Raw genomic sequence first — 23,452 nt, forward strand, 5'->3', positions numbered from 1 at the left:
GGCCGCGCCGTCACCTGCCTGTTCGCTGAAGATGTCCGGTTTTCTGATCACGGCGTGATGCACCGGTTTCGGTCCCTGTTCCGTCGCTGTTCCGTCAGAGCGTCCGGCCGCGCATCGTGGAAGATCATCCCTGGCGGCGACGGTCCTCGTGCCTCTCCGCTGAGCTCGCTCTACGGCACGAAGGTCCGGCGACCGGACGCCAGACCATTCGAAGGCCCCGGTCTCCCCGCACGTCCCGAGGGTGCGGAGGGGACCGGGACCTTGCGCGTTCTGCGGCGCGTTCCGTGCGTCGCCGGACCGATCGTGGTGTTACCTGACCGTCCGGATCGGCAGGATCAGGACCGCACCGAGCAGACCGGCGATCGATCCGAGGACGAACAGCGCCGAGAAGTTCTCGGGCGCCGCCGCCGTGGCGCCGATCGCGAGGATCGCCGGGGCGATGGCCGGCAGGACCGAGGACGGCAGGCTGCTGGCGAGGTTCATGATGCCGAGGTCCTTCGCCGGATTGGCCGGGTCCGGCAGGACCTGCGTCACCAGCGCGATGTCGACCGCGAAGTAGACCCCTTGGCCGAGCCCGATGATGCCGATCGCCACCAGGAAGAACGGGAAGGAGTTCGCGAAGGCGGCGAGGAGGAGACCGACGCCGAAGATCAGCGCCGATGCGATGACGAAGGGCTTGCGGCGGCCGATCCGGTCGGAGACCTTGCTGGCGATCGGCGCGAACACCAGCGCGGCCACGGTGAGGACCAGCGTCGACACGAAGACGGCTCCGGCGACCTCCGAGGGCGGGAAGTGCAGGACTCTGATCAGATAGAAGGCCTGGTACGCCTGTACGGCGGCCACGCCGAGGAAGACCAGGAAGCGGCTCAGCCAGGCCCATCCGAAGCTGGGGTGGCGCGCCGGGTTGACCCAGAAGGTGCTGAGCAGCTCACCCCAGCCGAAAGGTGCGCGTTCGGCCGCTGACAGCTGACGGTCCTTCAGCGTGACGGCGAACAGGGTGCAGCCGGCGGCCCCGATGCCCGCAGGGAGCAGGATCATCGCCGCCAGGTTCGGTGAGACCAGCTGTGCGATGAACAGGCCGACGACCGCGCCGACCGGGAGGCTCAGACCGACGATCGCCGACCCCGGGCCCCGCCGGTCCGGCGCGAACTGGTCGGGGAGGACCGCGGTGAGGGCCACGGTGGCCGCGCTGAGCCCCACCGAGGTGAGGACGCCCGAGATCGCCAGCGTCAGCGTGGTGGTTGCCGTCAGCATGACGACCGCGCTGATCAGGATCAGCAGGGCGCCCAGCAGCAGGTACGGCCGGCGCCGTCCGAGCCGCCCGGTGGTGCGGTCGCTGAGCCTGCCGAACACCGGGAACATGACGAGCGAGCACAGGGCGCTGACGCTGACGACGACGGAGAGCACAGTGGTGGCGTTCTGCGGGTCGATCGCCGTCGCTTTGATCGACATCGTCAGGACGAGCGGCACGAGGTTCGCCATCGCGGCGCCGATGCCGGCGAAGCCGAGGAAGAACAGGAACCCGTTGCGAGGGTTGGGCCAGCCTCCAGGAGGGGCGCCGTGGTCGTCCGGGACGGGAACCGCCGGATCCGGCCGGTTTCCGCCTCGCAGGTTGGGAGTACTCATCGTTGGCACCTTTCGCCGAGCGGTCAGCCATCGGCGGGCGAATCACGCGAAGGCATCTCAAAGCCGTCGACCTTCACACGCCTGACATGCAGGAAGAATGGCGCCGCAGTGATGTACGGTTGAATCGTCATGCCAATCAATGGAAAGCCGGAGTCATCACAATCCGGCCAATCCGATGTGGCGGCGACCGCCGCGCCCTCCTCGCCTCCCCAGGTGCGCGGCCGCAGGCCTCCGCATGGCGAGCCGGTCGTGGACCGCGCGCTGTCCCTGCTCGCGGCGTTCGACACCGACCACCGCACCCTGTCCCTGACCGAGCTGAGCCGTCGCAGCCAGATCCCTCCGAGCTCCGCCCTCCGCCTGGCGAACCGCCTGGTGAACTGGGGTGCGCTCGAACGGGACGGCGCGGGCCGGTACTGCGTCGGGCTGCGGTTGCTCGAGATCGCCACGCTGGCCCCGCGAGGGCACGGGCTCCGCGAGGTCGCGCTGCCGTTCATGCACGACCTCGCGGAGGTCACCCGCCAGCACGTGCAGCTCGCTGTACGCGACGGAATGCAGGCGATGCTCGTGGAGCGGCTCTCCGCGCACCAGGCGGCGTCGGTGGAGTACCGGACCGGTGGCCGCCTCCCCCTGCATTCGACCGGAGTCGGCCTGGTCCTGCTCGCCTTCGCGCCCCAGGAGGTGCGGGAGGAACTGCTCGCCAGACCGGTCTACAGCGAGCCGGGCAACAGGCTCATCCCCGCCGGCACGCTCCGCCGCACGCTCGCCGATGTGCGCCTGAAGCAGTTGGCGGTGTTCCACCGTGAGGACGAGTCGATCGTCTCGATCGCCGCACCGGTCTTCGGCCGGGACGAGACGGTGGTGGGCGTCCTGGGCGTGCTGGTGCCGACGCGGACCGCGGAGCCCCGGCGCATGGGGCTGGCGGTGCAGACCGCCGCGCGGGGAATCTCGCGTGAGCTGGGCAGCCGCCGTCCGACCGACGCGCCGTCATCCGACGGCCCTCGACCGGGCTGACAGTCGGGCTGACGGCCGGGGCCGCACCCGCGAAAGCCCCCTCCCGCTGCTCGCGGAGGGGGCTTCGCAGGCGGTGCGGGAACCGGTGATCAGGCGCCGAGCATGTTGTATCCGCCGTCGGCGTTGAGGTAGACGCCGGTCATGTGAGCGGCGTCGTCGGTGGCCAGGAACAGCGCGGTCCCGGCGAGCTCGGCCGGGCCGGGGATCCGGCCCATCGGAGTGCGGGAGACGAGCTCCTCGCGGCGGCCGGACTTCCAGTCGTGCCGGTTCAACGTGGCCTCGGTCTCGATGAAGCCGGGCGCGAACGTGTTGACCCGCACGGTCGGGGCGAACGCGGCGGCGTAGGACTTGGTGATGCCGAGGATGCCGTACTTGGCGGCGGCGTACTGCGGGGCGCGGGGGCTGCCTCGCACGATGACGGTGGAGCCGATGTTGATGATCGAGCCGTGGCCCTGCTCCAGCATGCGTGAGCCGAACTCGTGGGTGCACAGCATGGTGCCCTTGACATCGACCGCGAGCACCCGGTCGACGGAATCCTCGGTGAGGTCGCGCCAGGACATCTGCTCGGGTGCCACGTCGCCGACGTTGTTGACCAGCACGTCCAGGCCGCCGAACCGGGCGAAGACATCCTCGGCCATGCGGCGGATGTCGGCGAAGCTGCTGATGTCGGCCCGGACGGTGAACGCCTCGCCGCCCAGGTCCTTGATCCGGGCGGCGGTGCGCTCCGCGCCGGCGGCCGAGGTGTTGTAGTGCACGGCCACCGAGGCACCCTCCTGGGCGGCCCGGACGGCGATCTCAGCGCCGTAGCCGGTGCCCGCCCCGGTCACCAGGACGCTCTTGCCGACGAACCGCCGGGGGATGGACTGCTCTGACACGCGGAACTCTCCTGTCCTCATCGATTACCTCCAGCCGGGACGCGCCGCAGTAGGCGCACCCTTCGACCGGAAACGCTGGCGCAGCTCGCCGATGCCCTGGACGCGGGTGACGAGCTCGTCACCCGCTCCCAGGTAGCGGGGCGGGGTGCGGCGGTTGCCGACACCGGCCGGGGTGCCGGTGAAGATCAGGTCTCCCGGCAGCAGCGGCACCACGGCCGAGATCCTGGCGATCAGATCCGGCACCGGGAAGATCATCGATCCGGTGCGGTCGTGCTGGACCACCTCGCCGTTGAGCAGACAGGTGATCTCCAGGTCGTCCGGGTCGGCCAGCTCGTCCGGGGTGACCAGCACCGGGCCGGTGGGGCCGAAGCCGGGGAAGGACTTGCCCAGGCTGAACTGCGCGGGCGTGCCCCTGCTCTGGGTGACGCGCTCGGACAGGTCCTGGCCGACCATGAATCCGGCCACGTGCTCCCATGCCCGATCCTCGGGGACGCGGTGCGCGCGCCGTCCGATCACCACAACCAGCTCGGCCTCCCAGTCCACCTTGACCCCGGTCGGGCCTCCGGGCCCTTCGGGCAGGGTGACGGTCGTGCGTGGCCCGGTCAGGCAGGTCGGGAACTTGGTGAACACCAGCGGGTCGGCCGGTGGCTCGAAACCGGCCTCGGCGGCGTGCGGCGGGTAGTTCAGCGCGACCGCGAACACCTGCCGCGGGTTCGGCACCGGTGCCTGCCAGGCACCGTGGTCGATCGGCAGGTCGAAGACGTCGTCCGGCAGGCCGTCCGCCCGCTCGCGCAGCTCCGGCCACCGCTCCAGCAGCACCGCCGGATCGCCGGGCAGCCCGGTGGCGGCGACGTCCGCGGCCCGGTCATCGCGCACCAGCACGGCCCGGCCGTCCTGGACGCCGAGCCTCACCAGTCCACCTTCTCCGGCGCTGGGGTGCCGTACGCCTGCTCCCAGCTCACGACGGGGGTGCGCAGCACGCCGAGCCGCTCGACCTCGGCCTCGATCACGTCGCCCGGCTTGAGGTAGAGATCGGGGTCGCCGCTGAAGCCGGCCACCCCCTGGATCGTCCCGGTGGAGATCAGATCGCCGGCGCTGTAGCCCTGTGGCGAGTGGTAGGCCACCAGGTGCGGGATGGACACCGACATCCGGCTGGTGTTGGACTTCTGCCGGATGCGGCCGTTGACCCGCAGCTCCATGTCGAGGTTCTGCGGGTCCGGGATCTCGTCGGCGGTGACGATGTACGGCCCCAGCGGGTTGAACGTGTCGATCGCCTTGCAGAAGGAGAACACGCCCGACTCCATCTCCCGGCGCTGGATGTCGCGGGCGGTGATGTCGTTGTAGACCACGTATCCGGCGATGTGGCCGGGGGCGTCGTCCACGCCGAAGAACTTGCCCGGCTTGCCGATCACCACTGCGATCTCCAGCTCGTAGTCCAGCTCGCCGGTGAGGTGCTCGGGGTAGACGACCGGCTCGTCCGGGCCCACGATGGCGTCGACGTTCTGGAAGAACACGATGCCCTTGTGCATCGGGTGCGACCAGTCCACGTGCTTCGACTCGTCCTCGTGCTCCCGGAAGTTACCGGAGGTGTGGAAGAACTTCTTGGGCGCGATCGGGGCCCGCAGCCGCACGTCGTCCAGGCTCAGGCGTTCGCCGGTCTCCGGGGCGTGGCCCCCGTGCTCGAAGTACGCCCGAGTGGAGGGGACCTCCAGCGGGATGACGAGCCGCTCCTCCAGCTCCAGCCGCCCGACGCGGCCGTCGTCAAAAGTGATCAGCTTCATGCTCTCTCCTTGTGTTCACCTGCGAAGACACGCAGCTGGAGGGCGAGCGTGGCGTAGTAGCCGACCAGTGTCGTCAGCTCGAACAGGCCCCGTTCCCCCATTGCCGCCACCGCCTCGCCGTATTCCTCGTCGGTCAGCGCGCCCGCACCGGTCAGCGCGGCGGTGGCCCGCACGGCCGCCCGCTCGTCCGGATCGGCCAGGTCGGGCAGCCCGCCCTCGCGCAGCGCGGCGATTTCTTCCTCGGTCAGGCCGCAGGTCCGGCCCACCGCCTCGTGCGACTCGCGTTCGAAGTCGCTGCCCCAGTGCGCGGCGACGGTCAGGATGGCCATCTCCCTGATCCGGCCGGTCAGAACCGAGCCGTAGCGCACAGCCGCGCCGACCTCTTGCAGGGCGAGGCCGACGGGCGGGCTCAGCAGCATGGCGTTGAACGGGCCGCGCAGCCGTCCCCACCCGTCGGTGAGCGGGAAGGCCTGCGGCCCCGCGGCCCGCGGTCCGCCGGTGACGGCGCGGTAGACCTCGGCCTGTTCGTCGTCCAGGTCCTGCGGAAGCAGCCCGGCCAGCCGGGCGGTCATACGAGCGTCCTGCCACCGTCGACGTACAGCACCTGGCCGGTGATGAAGCAGGCCCGGGGTGACAGCAGGAACAGGACCGCGCCCACCACGTCGTCCGGCGTCCCCAGACGGCCCGCGGGGACGAGCCGGGTCATCTCCTCCCGCCTCCCGGGCTCGGCCAGGTAGCCGCGGGTCAGCTCCGTCTCGGTGTAGCCGGGGGCCACCGCGTTGACGGTCACCCGATCGGCCGCCCACTCCCTGGCCATGACCTTGACGAGCTGGTCCAGGCCGCCCTTGCTGGCCGCGTAGGGGCCGTGGTGCGGGTGCGCGAGCTGCGAGGAGACCGAGGAGAAGTAGACCATGCCGCCACCGCCGGCCTCCCGCATCAGCCGGCCCGCGGCCCGCCCGATCCAGAACGCGCTGGAGAGGTTCAGCGTGATGATGCGCTCCCACACCTCGTCGGGGGTGTCGACCACCGGCCGCCGGTCGTTGGTCCCGACCGCGTGCACGAGCAGGTCCAGTCCGCCGAGGTTCTCGGCGGCGCTCGTCACCGCCGCCTCACACGCTTCCGCGCTCGTCAGGTCCGCGGACAGGACGCGGAGGTCGGCGGAGGCGAGGCGCGGATCGGCCTGCAGCTCCTTGAGCCTGGCCTCCTCCACGTCGACGACCAGCACGGATGCCCCGGCATCCGCCAGGCCTCCGGCGCAGGCCGCGCCCAGGCCGCCCGCGCCCATGACGAGCGCCTTGCGGCCGTTCAGACCGAGCCAACCCATGACCGGCCTCCAAGTTCACTAGACGAAAGTTGCTTTCAGAATCGGCGGCCATGCTAGCCCGGGCCTGCGCCCCTGTCCACGCCCAGCGGCCAAACTGGAATGTCACAATGCACTGTTATCTCGGCACGTTGATCCTGCGTGGTCCCGCAGAATCCATGTAAGGATTGACATTAGGTTATGGGCAGGCTCCGCCGTACGGACCCCGAGCGTGGAGGACGGTCAGATGTCTTTGAAGTACGCCCTGCTGGGTTTCCTCAGCACCGAGCCGACCTCGGGATACGACCTGGCGCGCGAGTTCGGCGAGTCGCTGGGGTGGTTCTGGCACGCCTCCCACACCCAGATCTATCCGGAGCTGCGGCGGCTGGAGAGCCAGGGGCTGGTCACCAGCACCGTGACCCATGACAATCCGGGCAAGCCGAAGCGGACCTACCGCCTCACCGAGCAGGGCGCCGCCGAGTTGCAGGCGTGGCTGGCGCAGCCGGTGGAGTATCCCCCCGTCCGCGACGTCGAACGGGTCAAGCTGATGTTCCTCGACACCGTCCCCATAGAGGTGATCCGGCACCATCTGGAGGCGCATCGAAAGCACCACGAGGACCTGCTCGCCGTCTACACCCGACAGCTGCGCGAGATGCACCGCGGCGTCCTTCCCCGGCTGGTCAAGCGGCTCGCCAACCGCCCTCGCGGCGCGCACGCGCTCGTCACCGGGCTCAAGGTGCTGGCCATGCAGGGGAACGTCGCGCGCTCCCGCGCCGAGATCGCCTGGGCCGAGGACGCACTCGCCTGGCTGGAGGGCATGGAGGATCCGCCGTCCGCCTGATCGGCCTGCCGGTCGACGCGCCCATGGTATTCTCGCGCCTCGAAAACGGTTCCCAAGTGAGCGAGTCGCCCGGGACGGCGTGAGAGAGCGAGGCGCGTGGCATGCCCGCCAGACGAAGGCCCGCCCAGACCGTGTCGGCGACCGCGCCCGCCTCCCGGCCGGAATACCGCATCGAGGCGCTGGCCAAGGGTCTGAGGCTGTTGTCGCTGTTCACCGAGCGGCACCCGGTCTGGCGGGTCAGCGATATGGCTGCGGCCACCGGCATCCCCCTCCCGACGGTCTACCGGGTGGTCATGACGCTGGCCGCGGAGGGCTATCTCGTCCACCTGCCCAACGGCGACTACCGGCCCGGGGTGCGCGTGCTCACCCTGGGGACCGCCGCGCTGCGCGGCATGGACCTCGTCGAACTCGCGACCCCGGCGCTGAGGGCGCTCGCCGAAGCCACCGGGGAGACCGTCAACCTGTGCGTGCTCACCGGCGACCGCGTGCTCTACCTGATCCGGCTGCGCAACTCCGACCTGGTGACCGCGAACATCCAGGTCGGCTCGACGCTGCCGGCCGTCTACACCTCGATCGGCAAGCTGCTGCTGGCGCACCTGGACGACGCCGAGCTCGAGACCCGCGTCACCGCCGACTCCTTCCTCCCCCCGCACGGCCCCAACGCGAAGCTGTCGCTGGACGAGCTGCGGAGCGAGCTCTCCGACATCCGCAGGGACGGCTGGGCCGTCCAGGACGAGGAGCTCTCCTTCGGCCTGCGCTCGCTCGCCGTACCGGTGCGTGACGCCTCGGGCCGGGTGATCGCGGGCCTGAACGTCGCGGTCCAGGCCCGCGACTGGTCGACCCAGCGGCTCATCAGGGAGCTCTGCCCGCAGGCGACGCGGACCGGCGAGGAGATCTCCACCCTGCTCGGCTGTCCCGCGAGCTGACGGCCTGCCAGACCGACGGCCCGCTCGTCGTGGTGAGATCCGCGGGCTGCGGTGGCCTGAACGCTGCGGTGACCTGGCAAGACGTGCTCGGCGCGGCGCGTACCTTGGACGGGCGAGCCGTGGCCGTGCGGATGATCGGCGTTTCCGGGGCATTGACAGGCGGCGGCTCCGTGGCCACCCTTTCTTCAATACAGATGAAGAAAATTGTTCTCGCACAGTGAGAATAAGTCGGGAGCGTGCACCATGAAGCGAATCGTCTTCACCAACGGACTCGTCTTCGACGGAACAGGCTCGCCCCCGGAACCCGGTGAAGTGGTCGTGGAGGGTGACCGCATCGTCGAGGTCCGCGGCGGCTGGCGGGACGAGCACGGTGAGGACCAGGTGGTGGACGCCCACGGCTGCACGGTCATGCCCGGCCTGGTCGAGTCCCACTCCCACCTGACCTTCCCCTCTGCGGTCGGCCACATCGACACGGGCTTCAACCCGCCGCTCGACGTCAGCTTCTTCGGCCGGATCGAAGGACTGGAAGCCGAGGTCGCCCGGGCCGAACGCAATGCGGCGATCCTGCTGGACGCCGGCTTCACCTCCGCCTACTCGGCGGGATCCCTCCTGCCCATGCCGACCGAGGTGATCCTGCGCGACAAGATCGCCGCCGGGGCGGTGCCGGGCCCGCGCCTGCGCGCGGCCAGCATGGAGCGCGACAACCACCCCGTGCGGCCGGACGGCCATGTCGAGCCCGATTGGCAGGGGCCCGACGCCTGCCGGGCGTTCGTCCGCGAACAGGCCGCCATGGGCTTCGACAGCGTCAAGTTCCTGCTCAGCAACGACGACGTGTTCATCCCCGGCGGCTCGCAGCTCACCCAGTACACCCAGGAGGAGGCCTCGGCCGCCGGCGAGGCGGCCCGCGAGTGCGGGGTGTGGCTCAACTGCCACGCGCAGTCCGCCGAATCCGTGAAGATCGCGGTACGCGCCGGCTTCCGCTCGATCTACCACTGCACCTACGCGGACGAGGAGGCCCTCGACCTGCTGGAGTCGGTCAAGGACGAGATCTTCGTCTCCCCGGCGCCCGGCATCATCTACGCCAACGTCCACGAGGGCGAGGAGTTCGGCATCGACCGCGCCACGGCGGAGAAGATGGGATCGGTCGCCGCGCTGGAGGGCATGATCCGTATCTACCCGGAGATCCGCGCCCGCGGCATCCGCGTCCTCCCCGGCGGCGACTACGGATTCCCCAACAACCCCATCGGCCGCAACGCCCGTGACCTTCAGCTCTTCGTGGAACTGCTCGGCTTCACCCCGCTGGAGACCCTGCGCGCCGCCACGCGGTACGGCGGCCAGGTCATGGGCATGGGCGACGAGCTCGGCCTGCTCGCACCCGGCTACCTGGCCGACGTCCTCATGGTGCGGGGAAATCCGGCGAGCGACGTCACAATTCTGCAGGACGGGGAGAACATCCTCGCGATCATGCAGGGCGGACGCTTCCACAAGGAGCCCGTACCCGGAGCCTCCGCCCCGTGACCGAGGTGGCCGTCTTCCGGGAAGTCGTCTACGCGCAGCCGCCGGGCTTCCGCCCGCTCCGCCTGGACCTCCACGTGCCGCCGGAGCCGGCGGCCCTGTGCCTTTACCTGCACGGCGGTGGCTGGCGGGTCGGCAGCCGTACCCGGCCGCCCTTCGACGATCCGTCGTTCTTCGAGCGGATCGCCCGGCTGGGCCTCGCCGTGGCGAGCATCGAGTACCGGCTCAGCGGCGAGGCGCGCTTCCCCGCGCCACTGGAGGACCTGACCGGCGCGGCGCGCTATCTCGCCGAACACCGGCGCGACTTCGGCGTCTCCACGGACGCCACGGTGAGCTGGGGCGTCTCCGCCGGGGGACACCTCGCCGCGCTGCACGCTCTGACGACGCCGACGCCGGCGGTTTCCGCCGTCGTCTGCTGGTACGCGCCGACCGACCTGCTCCACCTGCCGGACGACATCGACGCCGCGGGAGGACAGGCCGACCGCGGCCCGGGCTCGCGGGAGGCGCTGCTGCTCGGCGCGACCGCCGCCGAGCGCCCCGACCTGGCTCGCGCCGCCAGCCCGGTGCACGCCGTACGGCAAGGCCCTCCGCCGTTCCTGCTCATGCACGGCGACCGGGACGTCGCCGTGCCCTGCCGGCAGAGCCATCGGCTGGCACGGGCGCTGCGCACGGTCGGCGGCGTCGCCGGCGTCGAGGAGGTCCCCGGCGCGGGCCACATGTTCCCCGAGCTCGGCCTGGAAGCGCTGCGGCGGCTGGCGGCACGCTCGGCCCGATGGCTCCTCCGGCACGTCTGAGACTCCGGCCGTCCGGCGTGCGAGCGCGCCGTGGTCGTCACGAAGTACCACGCCCAGTCCGCCCGCACACCGGGCTCGGCCGTTGATGAAACGTTACAAAAAAGTTCGGGTGAATCAGGCAGGATCCTGACACCCGCCACGTCTGCCACAGGGAGCACGATGACCGCCGCACCGTCCGGCCTGCGGGTCGAGCACCTCGATCACCCCCTCGGCATCCGCTCGGCGACGCCACGGCTGTCGTGGCGGTTGCCCGACGGCGCGGCCGAGCAGCACGCCTACCGGGTCGTCGCCGACAACGGCTGGGACACCGGCTGGGTCGATTCGGACCAGAGCGTCCTGGTCCCGTACACCGGGCCGGGGCTCGGCTCTTCGCAGCGGGTGACCTGGCACGTCCGGGTCCGCACCGACCTGGGCGAGAGCCGGCCGTCGGATCCGGCGTGGTTCGAGACCGGCCTGCTGACCGCCGAGGACTGGCGGGCCGCATGGATCGAACCCGCCCGGATGCCGGAGGGGGCGCCCGGTACCCGCGGCGCCGCACTGCTGCGGCGGGCCTTCGTCGTCGACCGGCCCGTCGTCTCGGCCCGGTTGCACGCCACCGCACGGGGCCTGTACGAGGCCTTCCTGAACGGCGGCCGGGTCGGCGACGCCGAACTCACCCCCGGATTCACCCAGTACGACGCCCGGCTGCAGGTACAGACCTACGACGTCACCGCTCAGGTCCGGCCGGGCCGCAACGTCATCGGTGCGATCCTGTCCGACGGGTGGTTCCGCGGTCAGATCGGCATCCCGCGCCATGCCGACCAGTGGGGCGACCGTACGGCTCTGCTCGCGCAGCTGCACCTGACGCACGACGACGGCTCGCGCACGGTCGTGGGCACCGGCCCCGGTTGGCGCGGCGTGCTCGGGCACGTCACGGCCGCCGACCTCATCGCGGGCGAGACCGTCGAATTCCCGCTGCTGCCACGCGGCTGGGACGACACCGGCTGGGACGACACCGGCTGGGACGACGTGGTGGTGCTCGCCGACGGCCACACCGGTCTGGTCGACTCCCCGGCCCCGCCGGTACGCCGGATCGAGGAACTGGTCCCGCGCTCAGTGACCAGGCTGCCCGGCGGGCGGCACGTCGTCGACCTCGGCCAGAACATCAACGGCTGGATCCGACTGACCCGGCTGGGCCCGGCAGGCACACATCTCACCCTCACCCACGCCGAGTGGACCGGCCCGGACGGGGACGTCACGACCGACCACCTCCGGCCGGCGGTGCCGTTCCTGCCCCACCCGCTGCCCGCGGGGCAGGTCGATCACGTCGTCTCGGCGGGTGCGCCCGGTGACGTGTTCGAGCCGCGCCACACCACCCACGGGTTCCGGTACGTGGGCATCGACGGGCACCCCGAAGACCTCGGCGTCGCCGACGTCCGCGGCGTCGTCGTGCACACCGACATGCGGCGCACGGGATGGTTCTCCTGCAGCGACGAGCGGGTGAACCGCCTGCACGAGGCCGCGGTGTGGAGCCTGCGGGGCAACGCCTGCGACATCCCCACCGACTGCCCGCAACGGGAGCGCGCGGGCTGGACCGGTGACTGGCAGCTCTTCGTGCCGACCGCGGCGTTCCTGTACGACGTCGCGGGCCTGTCGGTCAAGTGGCTGCGCGACGTCGCCGCGGACCAGTGGCCCGACGGCACCGTCGCCAACATCAGCCCGAACGCCCGCGCGGACGGGCCCGACGGGCCGACGGCGTTCCTCAACGGCTCCGCCGGCTGGGGCGACGCGGTCGTGATCGTCCCGTGGGAGCTGTACCGCGCGTACGGCGACACCGCCGTCCTGGCCGAACTGTGGCCGACGATGACCCGCTGGATGGACCGGGTCGAGCGCGAGGCGGCCACCCGGCGGCACCCCGACAGGGTCGCGCGCCGACCCGACCCGGCGCCGCACGAGCGGTACCTGTGGGACAGCGGCTTCCACTGGGGCGAGTGGCTCGTCCCGGGCGAGCAGATCCACGACTTCCCCGCGTTCACCGCCGCCGACAAGGGTGACGTCGCCACCGCCTACTACGCCCACAGCTCCCGGCTCATGGCGAGGATCGCCGAGCTCCTGGGCGAGGAGGATGAGGCCGTCCGGTACGCGGAGCTGAGCGAGCACGCGCGCGCCGCCTGGCAGGCCGAGTACCTCGACGCCGACGGACGGCTGACACCCGACACCCAGGCCAACCACGTGCGCGCCCTCGCCTTCGACCTCGTGCCGGCCGGTCTGCGGCCGTCCGTGGCGCGGCGGCTGGTCGAGCTGATCCGCGGAGCCGGCACCCACCTCGCCACCGGGTTCCTGGCCACCCCGTACCTGCTGCCGGTGCTCGCCGACACCGGCCACCTCGACGTCGCCTACGAACTGCTGCTCACCGACACCGAGCCGTCCTGGCTGGTGATGGTGGACCGCGGCGGCACCACGGTGTGGGAGGCGTGGAACGGGGTGGACGCCGACGGCGTACCGCACGAGTCGCTCAACCACTGTTCCAAAGGCGCGGTCGTCTCCTTCCTGCACCGGTACACCGCCGGGATCGAACCGCTCGACGACGCGCCCGCCTACCGGCGCTTCCGGATCCGGCCCCGGCCGGGCGGCGGCCTCGCCTCGGCCGAGGCCGCGCACGAATCCCCGTACGGGCGCATCGAGTCCTCCTGGGACATCGACGGTGACCGGTTCACGCTGCGGGTCGCCGTCCCCAGCGGCACCCGCGCCGAAGTCGTCCTGCCCGACGGCCGGACCCACATCGCAGGACCGGGGCGACACACCTTCGCGGCCACCCCGCCGCTTCCCCGATGACCCGATCGGGCCGCCGGACCACCCGGCTCCCGTGACCTGATACGACGCCCCGCCCGGCGCGGGCGGGGCATCGACTCGAAAGGAGATCCGTGAAGATCGAGGAAGTCCAGCTGGAGGCTGCAGGGCACGCCTTCGGGCTGCGGTTGTACATCCCCGCTCAGCCGTCCGGAACAGTGCTGGTGTGGCTGCACGGCGGCGCGTTCATGTTCGGCGACCTGGACATGCCGGAGGCGGACCAGGTGGCCCGCCGGCTGACCGAGCACGGAATCGGCGTGGTCTCGGTCGACTACACGCTCGCCCCGCTCGACGCGCTGGCCGCCTTGCCGCTGCCGGCCGGTTTCGAAGCACCGCCGCCACCGGTGCCGGCCTCCCAGAGGCCGCGTGCCCGCTTCCCCGTCGCCTCGCTGCAGACGGCGGCCGCCTTCGAATGGGCGTCGGCCAACGCGGCCGTCCTGGGCGGCGACCGGAACCGTGTCGGCATCGGCGGTGCCTCCGCCGGCGCGAACCTCGCCGCCTCCGCGGCCATGCGGTTGCGCGACCGCGCCGGCGTCCGGCCCGGCTTCGTCCTGCTCGCCTATCCGGTTCTGCACCACACTGTGCCCCCGGTCGACGACGAGCTGACGGCGATGCTCGCGCCGCTGCCCCCGATGCTGGCCTTCCCGCCGGAGGTGATGCGGGCCGTCAACCACAACTACGCCGGAGACGCTCTCGACGACCCGTACGTCTATCCCGCCGGCCACGACCTGCGGGGTCTGCCACCGGTTCTGATCGTCAACGCGGAGACGGACCGGCTACGCAAGTCCGGCGAGGCCTTCGCCGCCGAGCTGGCGCTCGCCGGTGTCGACGTGACCGTCCTGCGCGAGCGCGGTACCGGGCACGGCTACCTGGACAGGACCGACGACCCGGCGGCGCGGCGTACGATCAACCGGTTCACCGCCTGGCTGGACGTCCTGCCCGCCTGATCGGGCCGCCGGGACGTCCCGGCGGGGGAGACCGCCGCCGCCTCGCCGGGAGGCGGGGGAAGGGAGCCGTTCACCCCGCGTGGGACCGGATCGTGCCGGTGGAGGCGCGGGCGACCAGGACCGGTGCGAAGGCTGCCTCCTCGTGGCGGTGCCCGGGATCGGCGGCTTCGTCGAGCACCAGCCGCGCGGCCGTCCGGCCCAGCTCGCGCCGGGGCTGGCGCACCGAGGTGAGCGGGACGGCGGCGGCCGCGGCGAAGTCGATGTCGTCGTAGCCGATGATGGCCAGGTCGTCGGGGACGCGCAGGCCCACGCTGACGGCGTGCTGCAGCAGGCCCAGCGCGAGCAGGTCGTTGGCGCAGAAAGCAGCCGTGGGCCGCCGCCGCGACGGCAGGCCGGCGAGCCGTTCGCCGGCGGCCCGGCCCTCGCCGACGGTGAGCGCCTCGGTGGGCAGGTGGATCAGGTCCTCGGCGAGGCGGCCGTACTCGGCCCAGATCTCGCGGGCGCCGCGCAGGCGGTCGCGTACCTGGCCGATCGAGTCCGGGCCGCCGACGAAGGCGATTCGCCGGTGGCCCCGGTCCACCAGGTGTTCGGCGGCGATGCGGCCGCCCGAGACGTCGTCCACGGTGACCGAGCACCGGTCACCGGCCCGGTTCGACCGGCCCACCATGACCAGCGGGATGCCGCGGCGGCTGATCTCGGCCAGGTGGGGGGCGTCCGGGTCCACCGGAGTGAGCAGGATGCCCTGCACCCGCTGCTGGACCAGGAGGTCGAGGTGCCTGGCCTCCCGGTCGGCGCGGCCGTCGCTGTTGCAGACGAACAGCGACAGGCCGGCGGCCTCGGCCGCCGGTTCGATCCCGGCGGCGACGTCGTGGAAGAACGGGTTGCCGCCGTCGAGCATGACGTACGCCAGCGCCCGACTCCTGCCCGCGCGCAGTTGCCGGGCCGACTCGTTGCGCACGAAGCCCAGCTCGGACATGGCCCGCTCGACCCGCTGCCGGGTGGCGGCGCTGACCGTTGACGGCCGGTTGAGGACGTTGGAGACCGTCCCGAGGGAGACGCCCGCGGCTGCGGCCACATCTTTGACCGACGGGTCTTTGGCCGACGGAGCCCGGCTGTCGCGCATCTGCTGTGTCACCCCGGCCCTTCTGCCGTGAAACGTCATACCGGATTCTAGGGAGACCCCGGTCGCCGCATCCGCCCGGGCGCGACCGTGTGGGACCCCTGCCGGCTCGGCCGCGTCATGAGCCCTGTCTTACGGTGACATCCCGCCATGAAACGTTTCATTATCAAGTGATCCTTGATTCGCTTTCGGAGGCCGCGGTATCCGGAGGCTGCGGTATTCCCGGGACGCGGGTTGACCTCGGCGAGGGACTCGTTGACGCCGGCAACGAACACGACTCAACCGCCGATGTGTGACGGTGCGGGGGCGAGCGTGTCCCAGGCGGCCATCGCGCAGGTGATGACCTCTTCCAGCTCGGCACGGGTGGCGCCGTCGCGGGCTTGCACGGACAGGCCCTGCACCACGGTGGTGTAGTAGCGGGCGAGGGCGTCCAGGCCGGCGGGCGGCGCGGTGAGGTCGCCGTCGGTGACGCCGCGGGCGAGCCGGTCTTTGATGGTGGTGAGCTGGTCGTGCCGGAGGCCGGCCAGGAACTCCCGGATCGCGTGGTTTTCCACGGCGCCGGTCGGTGCGGCCAGGATGAGCATGCAGTAGTGCGGGGCGTCGGGGCGGGTGATCTCATCGGCGGTGGCGCGCAGCATGGCGTGGATCGCGGCGCGGGCGGTCGGTTGTTCGCGCAGCGCGCGCCTGGGCGGCTCGCCTGAGGTCGTGCCGTAGAGTGCCATGACCTTGCGGAACAGGTTCTCCTTGCTGCCGAAGCAGGTGTAGATGCTGGCCGAGGCGATGCCTGTGGCCTGGGCCAGGTCGTTGAGCGAGGTGCCCTCGTAGCCCCGTTCCCAGAACAGGTCCAGCGCCTGGCGCAGGGCGGTGTCCGGGTCGAATGTGCGCGGCCTGCCGCGAGTAGCCATCGGGATGCGTCTCCACATTTGTTTGTCGTTCGATCAAGTTTACCTTGACCTGCGCTGAGTGACCATGCCACGGTTTATTTGTCGTTCGATAAACAAAGGAGGCCATCGTCATGAGCATTCCCGCGACCATGCGCGCCCTGCAGCAGACGTCCCTGAACGGTCCGCAGGATCTGCGCCTGATCACTGACGCGCCGGTACCGGGCCCGGGCCCGGGCGAGGTCCTGATCCGGGTTACCGCCGCCGGTGTCAACTTCGTCGACATCTCGCAGGCCCGCGGCACGTTCGCAGGCGGCCCGCAGCCGCCGTATCTGGCCGGCGTCGAGGGCGCCGGTGAAGTCATCGCGGTTGGTGAGGAGGTGACTGATCTGGGGCTCGGCGCCCACGTCATCGGCGTCGGTATCGCAGGCGGCGCCTTCGCCGAGTACATGGTGCTGCCCGCGGCCGGGGCAGTGCCGGTGCCGGCGGGCTGGGCCGACGAGCAGGCACTGGGCCTGGTCGTGAACTGGCCGACCGCGCTGGCGGCGCTCAAGCCGCTGGGCGGCCTCTCCGCAGGGCAGACCGTACTGATCCACGCCGCGGCCGGCGGGACCGGCCAAGCCGCGGTGAAGATGGCCAAGCACTACGGCGCGACGGTGATCGCCGCGGCCTCGCCAGGCAAGCACGAGGTGGTACGGGCGCTGGGCGCCGACCACGTCATCGACTCCCACGGCGCCGACCTCACCGCCGAGGTCCTGCGGCTGACCGACGGCGCGGGCGCCGACCTGGTGCTGGAATCGATCGGCGGCGCCACCCTCGCCACCAGCCTTGCCGCGACCAAGCGGGTCACCGGCCGGGTCGTCGTCTATGGCACGGCCGGCGGCCAAGCCGCGATCACCAACTGGGAACTGGTCTACAAGCACCAGATCCACGTCATCGGCCTGAACATCGGCATCCTGATCCAGGCTGCACCGCAGATCTTCGGCGAGGTCATGGGCGAGATGTTCGGGCTCCTCGCAGCCGGGGTGCTCGGCCCCGGCCAGCCCACCGTCTATGGACTGGCCGAGGGGCCGGAAGCACTCGCGGAACTGGAAGCACGGGCCACGGTGGGCAAGCTGGCACTGCTGCCCTGAGCGGACCGCGAGGCCAGGCGGCGGGGTCCCCTCTGCTTCTCCGAGGGCCACGCCGCTTTGCCCAGGATGGAAGGCTGGCGCTCGCGGAGACCGTCGGCTTCCTCGGGCGCATCGACGCTGATAGAGGCAGCGCAGATCTGGTCTGGTCCATGCGGAGAATCCGAACCTGCGCACTCCAGGAGCGGCCAGGACGTCGTGCATCCGCACCAGGAGAGAGGGCGGGCTGGTGCAGCGGAACTGACCGGTGTCGAGTGGAAGAGCATGCCGTCCAGCGCTCGCAGAAGGCGCTGAGCAGCGCGGTTAAGCCCGAACCCTTGCGGCGGACAGTGAAGACCTCCACCGGGAGATCGATAGCGACCGGCAGGCCGTGGAGGCTGGGACGGCGCCGAGGGAAACCCGCCGCCGGTCTGGGAACGCGGAACTGTCGCCTTTGGGGTTCCAGCGGGAGGTGAGGTCCGAAGGAGGCGGGTGCGGCCGGCCGGATTCTGCGGCCGGCAGTGTTCGCGTGCATGCGCCGGTTGCCCTGGAGAGATCCATCCCCTTATCTTGGACTAGTCGTTCCAAGATGGGAGTTCGGAGATGCCGGACGTCAAGCATTTCGACCCCGACCTCGTGCTGGAGCAGGTCGTGCGCCTGTTTTGGGAGCGCGGGGCCGATGTCACCGGGATCGCCCAGGTGGTGGAGGCGACCGGGCTGAGCCGCTCCAGCCTGTATGCGACCTTCGGCGGCAAGGAACAGCTGCAAGCCGCCGCGCTGCGCCGCTACCTGCAGCGGCGGTCCCGCCCGGTGCTGGAGGCCCTGGCCGCCGACGAGAGCGGCCTGCCCGCCGTCGCCGCCTTCTTCGAGCGGCTGGTGGCGGCGCGCTGCACGGGCGAGCACGCCCGCTGGGGCTGCCTGGTCACCAACACCCACACCAGCGCCGCCCGCGAGGTCGCCGAGATCCGGCAGGTCCTGGACGCCCACCACGCCGCCTTGTGCGCGGCGATGCACGCCGCACTGCAGGCGGCACGAGAGCGCGGTCAGCTGCGGCCCGCAATGGACTTGGAGGCGGGCGCGCAGACGTTGGCGCTGCTGGCCTACGGGGTCAACCTGCGCTCGCGGGCCGGAGCCGAGGCGGCCGAGCTGACGGCGGGCGTGCGTGCCGTCCTGGACGGCTTTTCCGATCCCACCACGACCGAGGAGAGATAGTGATCGATTTTCGCGTGTACGACGAGAGCGACGCCCCCCAAGCGGCCCGCCCGGTGCTGGAGGCGGCCAAGAAGCGGATGGGGTTCGTGACCACGCTGAACGGGGTGATGGCCGAATCACCGGAGCTGCTGGCCGGCTACAACGCGCTGGCCGAGCAGTTCGCCAAGTCCTCGCTGCCCGGACCGGCCAAGCACGTGGTGCAGATCACCGCCAGCGTGGAGAACGGCTGCGCGTACTGCGTGGCCGCGCACTCCACCCTCGCCCTGCGCTCCCGCGTCCCGGCCGAGGTGGTCGAGGGCCTGCGGGCCGGTGCACCGCTTGCCGACGCCGCGCTGGAGGCGGTGCGGTGGCTCACCCGGGCGATGGTCGCCCAGCGCGGCTGGGTCGACGACGCGCAGATCGAGGCGTTCCTGGCCGCCGGCCACACCCGCCGCCACGTGCTGGACGTCGTGCTCGGCGTCGGGATGAAGACGTTGTCGAACTACACCAACCACCTCGCCCACACCCCTCTGGACCCGGCCTGGCAGGGCCAGGAGTGGAGCCGCGAGCCCGCCGGCGCCTGAATCCCCGGTGACGGCCTGACGGCGGGGGCGGGCGGAGAGGTTGTGCGTCTGGCAGTTGTGATCAGCGGGAGGGGTGCGCACCGCGTTTCGGTGCGCACCCCTCCCGCGCTGTCTTCCGACCTCAGGCGGGGGTGTGGGCGAAGGGGGTGACCCGCGGCCACTCGACGTCGACCTCGAGGGCTTCGTTGACGTAGTTGGTGAAGATGTTGCGGGCGACGTTGGCGATCACCTCGACGATCTCCTCGTCGCTCAGTCCGGCTTGGCGGGCGGCGTCGAACACCTCCTTCTCCACTGGGCCGCGGTTGCGGGTGATGGCCAGCGCCAGGCTCAGCGCGGCCTGGTCCTTCGGTTCGGCGCTGCGGCCGTGGCGGGCCGCCTCGATCTCCGCCTGCGGCAGCTTGACGACGTTGCGGGCGACCATGGTGTGGGCCGACAGGCAGTAGCTGCAGCCGTTGGCCTCGGCGATGGCCAGCGCGAGGCGTTCCTGCAGGGCGGGCGGCAGCGTGCCCTGCTTCAAGGCGCCGAACAGGCCGAGGAAGCCTTTGAGCGCGGCGGGGCTGTTGGCCAGCGCCCTGGCCATGTTGGGGGTCAGGCCCATGGTCTGCTGGGTGGCGGCGAGCTGCTCGGCGGCGGCGCCGGTGGCGGTGGCCGGGTCGATGAGGGGCACACGGGACATGGCAGACTCCTTCAATTCCGATCGAACAGAACGATCGGTTCGATTCGAGAGGTGACGCTAGAGACGCGCCACCTGATTTGTCAATACAGAACGTTCGGTTCGATACTGGCGGGGTGAAGACGGACCCCAAGCCCTCGCCGGTGCGTGAGCGCCTGCTGGCCACCGCCGACGCGCTGTTCTACGCCGAAGGCATCCGGGCGGTCGGCATCGACCGGGTGATCAACGACAGCCAGGTCTCCCGCTCCACCATGTACGTGCACTTCCGTACCAAAGAAGACCTGGTCGCCGCCTACCTGCGCCGCCGTACCGACACCTGGCGCGCCCACGTCGAGGCCCAGGTGCACGCCCGCGCCGACGACCCGGCCGGACGGGTGCTGGCGCTCTTCGACGTCTTCCACGAGCAGCTGTCGGACCCGGCCTACCGCGGCTGCCCGTTCGTCAACGCCGCCGCCGAATACCCCCGCCATGAGGGTATCCAGGCCGTCATCGCCTACCACCGGCAATGGCTGCCGGACCTGTTCGGCCGGCTGCTGGAACCACCGCCGGCCGACGACGCCCTGATCGCGGCCCTGGTGCAGCTGTGCGACGGCGCCATCACCACCGCTCACCTGGACCGCGACACCCGCGCCGCCGCGACCGCGCGCTCGACCGCGGCCCTCCTGCTCACCGCCCACGGCCAGGGATCCGCCGGCGACGGCGGAAAAGGGGCGCCAGCCCGTGGCGGCCTGCCGGGCGGCTGAGGCCTCGACGCGGGCCCGGGCCGACCGTACCCGGAAGAACCCTCGTTGGTCATCGCCTGGCGGTCGTCGCCGCGCACCGGGCAAGACACCGACACCTACGAGGACGCATGGTGGTCGGTCGAGCCTCCGCCGTCATGCGCCGAAGACACGGCGCCGCCGCGGTTGCCGGAGCCGGTGATCGCCCTCCTGCAGGACCTGTCAGATCAGGACCGGCGAGCCCTCGCCGAACTGATCAACCAATTCGCGCAGGAGGAAACGACCCAGAGCGGCATCTGACGGCCTGGGAAACGCCCGAGACTCTGGGACTCCTGGTTTCCAGGGATTCGGCTGGCGCAGAGCGATGAGGATCTGCTCAGTGGGTGCGTACGGCGGGCCTCGATGCCGAGCTGGTTGATCCAGACGACTGGCGCCATCGTTGTCGTGCCGGCGTGGACCTGCTTTGCCGGACGCCGACAGCCGAGGGCGCCTATGTCAGTGCATCCTAGGGTTTCGTGTCAGGCAGGGCTGCGTACCACGTGCCGTCATGTTCCGGTCCGGGCAGCCACGCCGGAGAATCGGCCAAGCCGAGCGCCTCCTCAGCCCACGCCAGCATGTACGCGTTCGTGCCCGCACTCGGCCGGGGCGCCCGGACGACCCCACCGAGCAGGATCCAACCGCGGTCGGAGAAGAGAGCATACTGCTGAATGAGCAGGTCGCTGGTGGTGTGCCAGCAGTCCTCTTCGATTTCCGTCCAGGGCAGCAGTCGCGTCCGCAGCAGGCTGGTGGCCCAAGCCTTCGCATGGTGAGTGCTCAGCGTGCGTGGAGCACGGCCGAGGAGGGTGCCCGCAATCATGGTCTCTCGGCCAAACCGCACGGCCTGACGGTCCGTGCCCGAAGGAACGGTCGGCTCTCTGACAGGTGAGAAACCGGAGATCTGCGTGTCGGCATGTCGGATGTCTGCCACGGAGGTCAAGCCCTGAGCGCGAGCCGCCGAGATGACGGAGACTTGGGTGGCGGCCATGCGGGGATCATTACCAGAGATCACGCCCCCAGGATAACGACGCGCTGTTCTCGGGATTGCGGAACCGGCGGACAGCCGTTCCAGCCGTATTCCGGTGGCACCCCCGAGCTCATGCGCCCGGCGCCGCGCTGACCCCGAACGTCCCTATCGGCAATCACACGAACACGCTAGGCGAGTAGTCGAGCCTCCGGGTGCTGCTACTTCTCACCGACATTCCCGGCCCGATCAGCCTCCGAGTGCTGTCCGAACTGACCGAGAAACGCTGCTGCTACTCAGGCTCTGGCCCACTTCCGGTGACGGCGTGACCGTGAGCGAGGCAACCAGCCTGCGGGGCACCACCAGGTCGGCTCCGACCTCCTACGGGTCGGCCTCCTGCCTTCGGGCTGATCGCCCCTTCCGCACGCTCTGCTTCCGGGATCACCGAAAGCGGGCCAGAGCCCATCAACCGGGCGTATCCACTGACGACACCCGGGGGATGCTTGTCCCTTCCGGCGGAAGGCTGCACCTTTCCGCGACGCTGGTCTGCGAGCTGCAATGCGGGCCCGGACGAGACCGCCGCTGGGTGTCCGGAATCATCTTGCAGCTTCGGGCGATGGAGCGTTCGGATCACGATCGCCGATGAACGGCTGTGGCCGAGGTTCGCGCGGGGCTCGTGCCGTCCTGCGGTACCGGCCTCGCTCAAGGCCACACCGGAGCCGGCACCTCTCGGACCGCCCGGACGGTAGAGTCCACGCGTGCGTTGATCTCCCGGGCGGCGACCAAGGTTGCCGCGGACGGTGCAGGCGATCCCCCGGCAGGTGGACCGCCCCGACAGGTACACCCGTCACCACCCCACCGGAGAATACGATGCCCATCCCGCAGCCCCTCACCTACCACGCGTTCGTCGAACTCGCCGCCGCCGATCCCGCCGTCGTCGGGCTCGTCCTCAAAGGCTCCCGCGCCCACGACGGCATGACCACCGAGCACTCCGACCACGACCTGTACGTCGTCCTCGCCGACGGCGCGAGGACGGATCTCACGCGGTTCACGGGTCACCGCACCCCCGATCTCGACCTCGCCGTCATCACCTTGACCGAGTTCCGTGCGGCCGGCATGCCCGGCTTCGAGCGCTACGCCCTCGCCCGCGCCCAGATCGTGCTCGACCGGCTCGACGGAGGCATCGCCCGCATCCTGGCCGCCAAGGCCCGGCTCGACGCCGGCGAAGCCTTCCGGAGTTCCGGTGAATGGCTCGACGCCTACGCCAACTCCCTCTACCGCTCCATCAAGAACGACCGCGACGGACATTCACGCGCCGCCCGCCTCGACGCCGCCGACAGCGTCCGGTTCCTGCTGGAGCTGCTCTTCGCACTCGACCGCCGCCCCCGCCCCTACAACAAGTACCTGGAATGGGAACTCACCCGCCACCCGCTGCCCGGCTGGGACACCGGCACGCTGCTGGAGGTCGCGGACCGCATCTCGGCAACGGGCGACGTGCCCCTGCAACGGAGCCTCTTCACCCGCGTCGAGGAAGCCGCCCGGCGCGCCGGTCACGGCGCGGTGCTGGACGCATGGGGCAGGGACCTCGACCTGATGCGACTGCGATAGCGATCGCGTGCGGGGCAAGCGCGAACGGTGCAGCACTCACTGCCACCTGGGTGCGAACTGTTGCGCGCGGAGAAATCGGGCGCCGCTTGCCGGCTCCCCGGAGGCCGTACCCAGGACGTTGA

The 23,452-nt window shown here is 70.9% G+C and carries 23 protein-coding genes; 13 read left to right on the forward strand and 10 right to left on the reverse strand.

Features of this window, described 5'->3' with window-relative positions; translation table 11 throughout:
• Positions 1 to 309: 309 nt before the first annotated feature.
• Positions 310 to 1,626: an MFS transporter gene (locus tag HS041_RS20050; RefSeq protein ID WP_196442177.1), complete on the reverse strand. Its 1,317-nt coding sequence runs from the start codon at positions 1,624 to 1,626 to the stop codon at positions 310 to 312.
• 177 nt (positions 1,627 to 1,803) lie between these two features.
• On the opposite strand from HS041_RS20050, the gene HS041_RS20055 reads away from it, so the two are divergent.
• Complete coding sequence (locus tag HS041_RS20055) at positions 1,804 to 2,637, forward strand: IclR family transcriptional regulator (protein WP_307845377.1); 834 nt, start codon at positions 1,804 to 1,806, stop codon at positions 2,635 to 2,637.
• A gap of 89 nt (positions 2,638 to 2,726) precedes the next feature.
• On the opposite strand, the gene HS041_RS20060 is transcribed toward HS041_RS20055, so the two are convergent.
• The 5 genes from HS041_RS20060 to HS041_RS20080 are packed head-to-tail and all read right to left on the reverse strand — an operon-like array spanning position 2,727 to position 6,617.
• The gene (locus HS041_RS20060) at positions 2,727 to 3,512 is read right to left on the reverse strand and encodes an SDR family NAD(P)-dependent oxidoreductase (RefSeq protein WP_196442179.1); all 786 of its coding nucleotides are present in this window, start codon (positions 3,510 to 3,512) and stop codon (positions 2,727 to 2,729) included.
• A gap of 24 nt (positions 3,513 to 3,536) precedes the next feature.
• Positions 3,537 to 4,424, reverse strand: a complete 888-nt coding sequence (locus tag HS041_RS20065; protein WP_196442180.1) for a fumarylacetoacetate hydrolase family protein — start codon at positions 4,422 to 4,424, stop codon at positions 3,537 to 3,539.
• Positions 4,421 to 5,293: a fumarylacetoacetate hydrolase family protein gene (locus HS041_RS20070; RefSeq protein ID WP_196442181.1), complete on the reverse strand. Its 873-nt coding sequence runs from the start codon at positions 5,291 to 5,293 to the stop codon at positions 4,421 to 4,423. The genes HS041_RS20065 and HS041_RS20070 overlap by 4 nt, the downstream gene beginning before the upstream one ends.
• Complete coding sequence (locus HS041_RS20075; RefSeq protein ID WP_196442182.1) at positions 5,290 to 5,865, reverse strand: carboxymuconolactone decarboxylase family protein; 576 nt, start codon at positions 5,863 to 5,865, stop codon at positions 5,290 to 5,292. The genes HS041_RS20070 and HS041_RS20075 overlap by 4 nt, the downstream gene beginning before the upstream one ends.
• Entirely contained in the window at positions 5,862 to 6,617 is a 756-nt protein-coding gene (locus HS041_RS20080; protein ID WP_196442183.1) for an SDR family NAD(P)-dependent oxidoreductase, read from the reverse strand. The genes HS041_RS20075 and HS041_RS20080 overlap by 4 nt, the downstream gene beginning before the upstream one ends.
• Before the next feature lie 223 nt (positions 6,618 to 6,840).
• Here HS041_RS20080 and HS041_RS20085 point away from each other — a divergent pair, with 223 nt between their 5' ends.
• The 6 genes from HS041_RS20085 to HS041_RS20110 all read left to right on the forward strand — a co-directional run bounded on the left by HS041_RS20085 (position 6,841) and on the right by HS041_RS20110 (position 14,445).
• Positions 6,841 to 7,434, forward strand: coding sequence for a PadR family transcriptional regulator (locus HS041_RS20085; protein WP_196442184.1), 594 nt, complete (start codon positions 6,841 to 6,843; stop codon positions 7,432 to 7,434).
• Between the two features lie 101 nt (positions 7,435 to 7,535).
• The gene (locus tag HS041_RS20090; RefSeq protein WP_196442185.1) at positions 7,536 to 8,360 is read left to right on the forward strand and encodes an IclR family transcriptional regulator; all 825 of its coding nucleotides are present in this window, start codon (positions 7,536 to 7,538) and stop codon (positions 8,358 to 8,360) included.
• Between the two features lie 243 nt (positions 8,361 to 8,603).
• Positions 8,604 to 9,878 (forward strand): amidohydrolase family protein, encoded by a 1,275-nt coding sequence (locus tag HS041_RS20095; RefSeq protein ID WP_196442186.1) that lies wholly within the window; start codon positions 8,604 to 8,606, stop codon positions 9,876 to 9,878.
• Positions 9,875 to 10,669: an alpha/beta hydrolase gene (locus HS041_RS20100; RefSeq protein WP_196442187.1), complete on the forward strand. Its 795-nt coding sequence runs from the start codon at positions 9,875 to 9,877 to the stop codon at positions 10,667 to 10,669. The genes HS041_RS20095 and HS041_RS20100 overlap by 4 nt, the downstream gene beginning before the upstream one ends.
• A 159-nt stretch (positions 10,670 to 10,828) precedes the next feature.
• Positions 10,829 to 13,483: a family 78 glycoside hydrolase catalytic domain gene (locus tag HS041_RS20105; protein WP_196442188.1), complete on the forward strand. Its 2,655-nt coding sequence runs from the start codon at positions 10,829 to 10,831 to the stop codon at positions 13,481 to 13,483.
• 89 nt (positions 13,484 to 13,572) lie between these two features.
• Entirely contained in the window at positions 13,573 to 14,445 is an 873-nt protein-coding gene (locus HS041_RS20110) for an alpha/beta hydrolase (protein ID WP_196442189.1), read from the forward strand.
• 70 nt (positions 14,446 to 14,515) lie between these two features.
• On the opposite strand, the gene HS041_RS20115 is transcribed toward HS041_RS20110, so the two are convergent.
• Positions 14,516 to 15,580 carry a LacI family DNA-binding transcriptional regulator gene (locus HS041_RS20115; RefSeq protein WP_307845378.1) on the reverse strand — a complete coding sequence of 355 codons (1,065 nt, stop codon included), beginning with the start codon at positions 15,578 to 15,580 and terminating at the stop codon, positions 14,516 to 14,518.
• Positions 15,581 to 15,843: 263 nt separating this feature from the next.
• The gene (locus tag HS041_RS20120) at positions 15,844 to 16,470 is read right to left on the reverse strand and encodes a TetR/AcrR family transcriptional regulator (RefSeq protein WP_196442190.1); all 627 of its coding nucleotides are present in this window, start codon (positions 16,468 to 16,470) and stop codon (positions 15,844 to 15,846) included.
• 110 nt (positions 16,471 to 16,580) lie between these two features.
• On the opposite strand from HS041_RS20120, the gene HS041_RS20125 reads away from it, so the two are divergent.
• The 3 genes from HS041_RS20125 (at position 16,581) to HS041_RS20135 (ending at position 19,330) form a co-directional block, all read left to right on the forward strand.
• Positions 16,581 to 17,579 carry an NADPH:quinone oxidoreductase family protein gene (locus HS041_RS20125; protein ID WP_196442191.1) on the forward strand — a complete coding sequence of 333 codons (999 nt, stop codon included), beginning with the start codon at positions 16,581 to 16,583 and terminating at the stop codon, positions 17,577 to 17,579.
• A 579-nt stretch (positions 17,580 to 18,158) separates the two neighbouring features.
• Entirely contained in the window at positions 18,159 to 18,767 is a 609-nt protein-coding gene (locus tag HS041_RS20130) for a TetR/AcrR family transcriptional regulator (RefSeq protein ID WP_196442192.1), read from the forward strand.
• The gene (locus HS041_RS20135; protein WP_196442193.1) at positions 18,767 to 19,330 is read left to right on the forward strand and encodes a carboxymuconolactone decarboxylase family protein; all 564 of its coding nucleotides are present in this window, start codon (positions 18,767 to 18,769) and stop codon (positions 19,328 to 19,330) included. The genes HS041_RS20130 and HS041_RS20135 overlap by 1 nt, the downstream gene beginning before the upstream one ends.
• Before the next feature lie 121 nt (positions 19,331 to 19,451).
• On the opposite strand, the gene HS041_RS20140 is transcribed toward HS041_RS20135, so the two are convergent.
• A complete protein-coding gene (locus HS041_RS20140; protein ID WP_196442194.1) occupies positions 19,452 to 20,006 on the reverse strand; it encodes a carboxymuconolactone decarboxylase family protein in 555 nt (184 codons plus the stop codon).
• 113 nt (positions 20,007 to 20,119) lie between these two features.
• Between HS041_RS20140 and HS041_RS20145 the strand changes: the two genes are divergently transcribed.
• Positions 20,120 to 20,746, forward strand: a complete 627-nt coding sequence (locus HS041_RS20145; protein WP_196442195.1) for a TetR/AcrR family transcriptional regulator — start codon at positions 20,120 to 20,122, stop codon at positions 20,744 to 20,746.
• A 45-nt stretch (positions 20,747 to 20,791) separates the two neighbouring features.
• Entirely contained in the window at positions 20,792 to 21,022 is a 231-nt protein-coding gene (locus tag HS041_RS20150) for a hypothetical protein (protein ID WP_196442196.1), read from the forward strand.
• 205 nt (positions 21,023 to 21,227) lie between these two features.
• Here HS041_RS20150 and HS041_RS20155 read toward each other — a convergent pair whose 3' ends face one another.
• Complete coding sequence (locus HS041_RS20155) at positions 21,228 to 21,746, reverse strand: hypothetical protein (RefSeq protein WP_196442197.1); 519 nt, start codon at positions 21,744 to 21,746, stop codon at positions 21,228 to 21,230.
• Positions 21,747 to 22,592: 846 nt separating this feature from the next.
• On the opposite strand from HS041_RS20155, the gene HS041_RS20160 reads away from it, so the two are divergent.
• Positions 22,593 to 23,330: a hypothetical protein gene (locus tag HS041_RS20160; RefSeq protein WP_196442198.1), complete on the forward strand. Its 738-nt coding sequence runs from the start codon at positions 22,593 to 22,595 to the stop codon at positions 23,328 to 23,330.
• The last annotated feature ends 122 nt before the right edge of the window (positions 23,331 to 23,452 follow it).

It is taken from the genome of Planomonospora sp. ID67723, assembly GCF_015711605.1.
Taxonomy (GTDB): Bacteria; Actinomycetota; Actinomycetes; order Streptosporangiales; family Streptosporangiaceae; genus Planomonospora_A.